General features: G+C 37.9%; 6 protein-coding genes. 1 reads left to right on the forward strand and 5 read right to left on the reverse strand.

Going from position 1 to position 5,787, the window contains the following annotated elements; genetic code table 11:
• Positions 1–153: 153 nt before the first annotated feature.
• Together fabG and QZT26_RS16085 are read right to left on the reverse strand one after the other, a co-directional pair.
• The gene (gene fabG, locus QZT26_RS16080) at positions 154–897 is read right to left on the reverse strand and encodes a 3-oxoacyl-[acyl-carrier-protein] reductase (RefSeq protein ID WP_099323538.1); all 744 of its coding nucleotides are present in this window, start codon (positions 895–897) and stop codon (positions 154–156) included.
• 156 nt (positions 898–1,053) lie between these two features.
• Positions 1,054–1,644 carry a hypothetical protein gene (locus tag QZT26_RS16085; RefSeq protein ID WP_099323539.1) on the reverse strand — a complete coding sequence of 197 codons (591 nt, stop codon included), beginning with the start codon at positions 1,642–1,644 and terminating at the stop codon, positions 1,054–1,056.
• A 342-nt stretch (positions 1,645–1,986) separates the two neighbouring features.
• Here QZT26_RS16085 and QZT26_RS16090 point away from each other — a divergent pair, with 342 nt between their 5' ends.
• Complete coding sequence (locus tag QZT26_RS16090; protein WP_099323540.1) at positions 1,987–3,360, forward strand: spore photoproduct lyase family protein; 1,374 nt, start codon at positions 1,987–1,989, stop codon at positions 3,358–3,360.
• 230 nt (positions 3,361–3,590) lie between these two features.
• Here QZT26_RS16090 and QZT26_RS16095 read toward each other — a convergent pair whose 3' ends face one another.
• The 3 genes from QZT26_RS16095 to QZT26_RS16105 all read right to left on the reverse strand — a co-directional run bounded on the left by QZT26_RS16095 (position 3,591) and on the right by QZT26_RS16105 (position 5,252).
• A complete protein-coding gene (locus QZT26_RS16095) occupies positions 3,591–3,752 on the reverse strand; it encodes a hypothetical protein (protein WP_157775556.1) in 162 nt (53 codons plus the stop codon).
• Between the two features lie 393 nt (positions 3,753–4,145).
• A complete protein-coding gene (locus tag QZT26_RS16100) occupies positions 4,146–4,385 on the reverse strand; it encodes a hypothetical protein (RefSeq protein WP_099323542.1) in 240 nt (79 codons plus the stop codon).
• Between the two features lie 396 nt (positions 4,386–4,781).
• Positions 4,782–5,252, reverse strand: a complete 471-nt coding sequence (locus tag QZT26_RS16105; RefSeq protein WP_099323543.1) for a bacterioferritin — start codon at positions 5,250–5,252, stop codon at positions 4,782–4,784.
• Positions 5,253–5,787 lie beyond the last annotated feature (535 nt).

A 5,787-nucleotide genomic window follows, 5' to 3' on the forward strand; every position in this document is an offset into this window, starting at 1 on the left:
TATTTAAAAGGATTTATGCTTTGAAAAATCCTTGATTAATACCATACAATAAGTAGGATGCCGAACGCAAAGGCATACAAAATATATCACTTTATGAACGGTTTCAGTGGTTTTTAACAAAGTAATGCTTATCACTTCTCTTTATAATAGCGACTACATTGCCAAACCACCATCGACATTAATTACCTGGCCGGTAATGTATTTTGCATCTTCAGATAAGAGGAATTTTACCAATTTTGCAACTTCCTCCGGCAAACCAAATCTTTTTACCGGAATCATTTCAATCATCTTTGTTTTATATTCCTGCGGCAAAACGTCCGTCATGTTCGTTTCAATAAACCCACAGGCAATGGCATTCACCGTAATATTCGCCTTGCCCACCTCCTTTGCCAATGCCTTGGTAAAGCCAATCATGCCGGCCTTGGAGGAAGAATAATTCACCTGACCGGCCATTCCCATAATGCCGCTTACCGATGTTATATTAACAATGCTGCCAGACTTCTGTTTTATAAAAGGCATTATCAATGCCTTTGAGAAATTGTATACGCTCTTAAGATTGGTATTTATTACGTCATCCCAGTCACTTTCCGACATAAGCGCCAGGAGTTTGTCACGGGTGATGCCTGCATTGTTTATCAGAAAATCTACTTTCCCAAATAACTCTTTCACTTCTTTTACCATATCCTTCGCGCCGTTAAAACTCACCGCATCCACCTGAAACGACTTCCCTTTCACTCCCAATGTTTCAATTTCCTTCACCAGCGCATTGGCCGCCTCCACATTTTTGCTGTAATTAAAGGCAACATTGCAACCATTCTTTGCAAGTTCCCATACAATAGCTTTGCCAATCCCGCGTGTACCGCCAGTTACAATGGCTACCTTGTCCTTGAATTGCATAAAAAATCTCCCGTAGTAATTTGTTTTGTTTAATAAATGATTTCGAAAAACATTACAGGGTATGTTAAAAACATTGATGGAAAACCCTTTTTGAATCTCTGAATTTCAGGCGCATCCCCATACAAACACCCTCATAACCTGATCGTTATCGATCAATCAACGCCCTTCATTGCTTTTAACCCACTCTAAACCTGAGTCAATTAATAATTTTATTGCTTTTAACTCTTCCAAAGAATTAAAACGGCATACAGCGCCAACACCATATCCACCCGAAGAAAACCCTTGCCATGAGTAACCACTCTGCGAAAAACCTATTCTGAATGTGTCTCTCGTTGTAAATGCAACTTCTGTGTTTAGTCTGCGCACAGCCTTCCATTTATTAGACAGACTTATCATATATTCCGCTGCATTGGCCACATTTTCAATTTCATCCAGATCAACAAAAACAGTTTTTCTCTGTTCATTCCTTCCTCCCTCATAAACAATAACCTGAAAACCGCTTATTTTTTTATTTGCACTGATTGGTTCGTAAGAGACAATGGCCTTAATTTCAACGTATGACCCATAAGTGCCTTCAACCTTGCCCAAATCGACACTTTCTATGACAATTAACGTCTCAACTTTCGATAGAAAAGCCTCCAATTTTGTTGCAGGTTCATTTGCGGCTGCAATTGTTTCATGCCCCGGAGATATTAAAAAAAAGAGCGTTATTACGGCATACAAAATAAATATACATTGCTTTTTCATAAGCTTTTCTTGTTCAAACGTGCTTTTTATGCCGATTGCAGGTCATTTTTACATAAGCAAAAAGATCCTTCTGCCAAATCATAACAGGGCTGTGCATATGAAATATTTTTCTTTCCATAACCCCTTTTTCCCTGATAGTATTCTTTCATGCTTTTTATGGGGCAATCACGAGGGTTACCCCTACTGTGCGGTAAGCGGTAAATTGGTTTTTTGCATGTTAACAAACTCCATGTATGGTTTTCAATATAAAACAACTATCCCCGATAATAGCCACAGGTGCGACATCTGGCAACCATGTAAACGTTTCCCTTTCTAAGATAAAATTTATCTACCTGTATAATTATGGAAGATTCTCTTTCAACAATAGACGACATTGACTCTTTAAAAACCTTCGTCAGAAAAAAATATTACTATCTTGGGCAAAACAAGCAACAAGAGATATCCCGCCTTATCTTTGAGATTGCAAAACGTGAAAAGGTTGGATTTTCACTTGTTTTTGAACAGATTCCCCCACCGCCAAGCCGTTTCTCTTTCATTAAAAGTTATTTGCTGGAACGGCGTTATCCTTTGCTTCACCAAAATGGGGTCAAAATAAGCCAGACTTTTTGCGACGTCGATATAAATCCCTCCTTAAGGGTTAATCTCACTACGAAACAAATCATCACGCCGAAACAGTTTTTTGTAGAAGAATCCGTTTTGTCTACCGAAACCGTTCAGCGAATACGCGACAAATTCCCCAACAGTACTTTTACCATGATAGCGTCCTACCGTGAATACGTGAAGAAGAAAGCATTTACTATTGCCGATTACAACAGAAGGCTGGAAAATTTCTTTATTATACGCGAAAAATTTGACTTTTATAAACACTGTCCATGTTCAAACAACTCCGCATCGTGCGGATATTTTGTAATGAATTTAGGGAGCGGATGCCCATATGAATGCACCTATTGCTTTCTTCAAAACTATATTAACTCGCCTGGGATTGTGCTACCGGCAAATATAGAGGATTTTTTCACCGTCTTCAGGAATTTAAAAAAAGACATGCGCCTCGGATCAGGAGAATTAACCGATTCCCTTGCATTCGACCACATTACGGAGTATTCGCCTAAAATCGTGAATTTCTTCCGGCAATATCCCAAAAGCACTTTCGAGTTCAAAACAAAAAGCAACAATGTGCGCTTGCTCACTTCAGCACCCGGAGCAAAGAATATTATCATTTCATGGTCATTGAATCCGCAAAAGTTGATCGACACCGCAGAGTATTTTACCGCTTCCCTGGAGGAAAGGTTAGAAGCAGCGCAAGCATGCACAGCGGCGGGATATCGTGTTGCTTTCCACTTTGATCCGATTATCTGCTATAGTGGATGGGAGACAGATTATGAAGTATTAATCAATACCGTCTTTACCAAAATTGAATCAAACACTATCGCGTGGCTGAGTTTAGGAACATTGCGCATATCGCCTCAATTAAAAAAAATCATTGAAAACCGGTTTCCCGAAAATGCCCTGCTTGACGAAGAATTATTAACCGGTTTCGACGGAAAATTGAGGTATCCGGCAGAGATAAGATCATTTATATACACCACTATGAACTCATGGATACGGAAAAACAACAAAAGTGTTCCCGTTTATTTATGCATGGAGGAAAGAGAAATGCATAGAGACACACATCTCTCCCTTAAACATGAAACAAAACAGACAACGGTAATTTTTTAAAAGAGGGGATGATACATTTCGTGCCAGGGGAAAACCACCGTGAATGGATCTTGAGGCATTCAGATATTTATGTGCAGATAAGATTACAATGAGTGGAAAACTATTCTGTAATGTGTATTATTATCGGTGCAAAACTTTGTTTAACAGAAGATAATATGCAGGCAATCAAGAGGTTTCGACCCGGTTTCTCCCGTTTTTCCTGGATTTGTATAGTGCATCATCTACGGCATTTACCAAGGTTTCTCAGGTTCCATATTGCGGAAAAGACGCAATATACTTACGGTCAGTCGATACGTTTGTCCGTAAACAATCGTGCCAAAACAGGTAACTTCAATTGATTTACGAATTCCTTCTGCTTTTTCTTTTGCCTGCGATACATCTGCTCCCGGCATTATAATTACAAATTCTTAACCACCATATCGTGCCAATACATCTGAAGTTCTTAAAGAATTATTTAATATCTTAGAAACTTCCTACAATACCCGGTCGCCAGCCGTATGACCATACGTATCATTAATACTCTTAAAGTGCCATATCCAAAAGAAGCAAACATACAGACTCATAGCGCCTTTTCGTTAAAGCCAATTGTTTTTTCAACATTTCATCAAAGAATCTTATGTACTGAAACCGTAGCTATTCAGCGTAATTTATTAAACTACCTGAGATCAGAGCACAACTCGTTCCCAAACAGATACTTCACTGTTTTCAATATTCCACTCACAACTGCTTAATTGAGCAATCTTCTGGGCATGGGCAAGCGTATTCTTGCTTTTACGCCACTCTTCTTACATAAATTTTCGTTCAGTAATATCTGTTATTGCCGCTATATAGACGCTGCTTTCCTCTCTTTTCCCGACATCAGAAAAAAACAGGGGAATTCCTATGCACAATACCCACGTAATCTTCACATAAGGATAAATAAGGCGAAATTCCGATTTAAATGTTTTCTTGTTCTTTACTGCATCTGCCCATTCTTTACAATACGCGTGTGAGGTTAATCCCCCCCATGCAGTACGCCCATCCATCCGTTTCCCAGAGATTCATCCGTGGTAAGCCCTGTAATCTTGCACCATTGTTCATTGACAAATAGAAAATTCCATTCAAAATCAGTATAAAAAATTCCAACCGGCAGAATATTTGTTATTGTGCGAAAACGTCTTTCGCTTTCACTGAGTAATTCATTCTTTTGCTTGCACTAAATCAACAAGGATTTCAGTTTATTGATATCCGGGGACAAAGATTCAACATTCTCCATCAAACTGTTTTTTTTTATAAGATGCACTCATTTTTTCCCACCGGACGCAAGTAAACTTCCCACAGCAACGCAAATAATTTCCATGACCATCTGGAAACATTCGCGATGTAAAGGAATACGCACTTCCTGTTTTATTAATGATTATTAAGACCTGATTAATAGAAGATTACATTAAGTGTAAAACAATATATTGATCACCATATTTTTCAATATTGTTTACCATTGTTTGTAAATTACTTAAATGTTCTTCTTCCGACTTGAGAATTTCTTCTAAAAGCATTCTGCTTCCATGGTCTTTTTCGTTAAAACATATTGTTATGCCTTCATTTAATCTTGCAATAGCTTCAACTTCAATATCTCTATTAAGTTTTAACATTTTAACAATATCAAACTGTTTTTCTTCAGGCAAGGCATGTTTTTGGTTTTTAACTATTTCCCCTAAAAACAATATGCGCCCCGCTAACATTTCAGCATGCTTCATTTCATCTATTGCGTCTTTTTTAAGCATTTCTGCAAGTTTATTTAGACCCAAATCTTCACACTTTGTATGCTGATCCATATATATGCCTATAGCGCCTATCTCTGCTGTATATACCTCACACAACATTTTGTAAACTTTTTCATTCACACTACCCATTTTATCCTCCTTTTAATCTCTGGTTTTATTATATAATTCACTTTCTGTTTGTTCTACATTTCTAACTAGCATTTTTATTGAGCAGTATAACCACCATCAATAACCAATTCACTTCCGGTAACAAATTTTGATTAATCCGACACCAGGTAAAGAATTCCATATGCAATATCCAGTGGTTCGCCAATATGTACTTATTGGATGTAAACTGTCAAGATGTTCTCTAAAACCGTGTGTTTCTTTACCTGACGCGTCTACTAATGGTGTCTAAATGTAACTATTCAGCGTAATTTATTAAACTACCGGGGAGATCAGAGCACAACTCGTTCCCAAAAACCTTGTACTGAACATAGTGAAGTATCTGTTTGAGAACGAGCCGTGTATCGTTTAAGCTGAGTAATTATCTTTTATTTGTACCTAAATCCTGCAAACGATTTTCGCAATGCGAAAATCAGTATTTTCCACTACCAAGATTGGCAAAAAGCGATAACAGATATCCGTTTTTTAGCAATTGTGGTAGCGCTATTGTACTACTTTA

It is taken from the genome of uncultured Candidatus Kuenenia sp. (genome assembly GCF_900696675.1).
Classification (GTDB): domain Bacteria; phylum Planctomycetota; class Brocadiia; order Brocadiales; family Brocadiaceae; genus Kuenenia; species Kuenenia stuttgartiensis_A.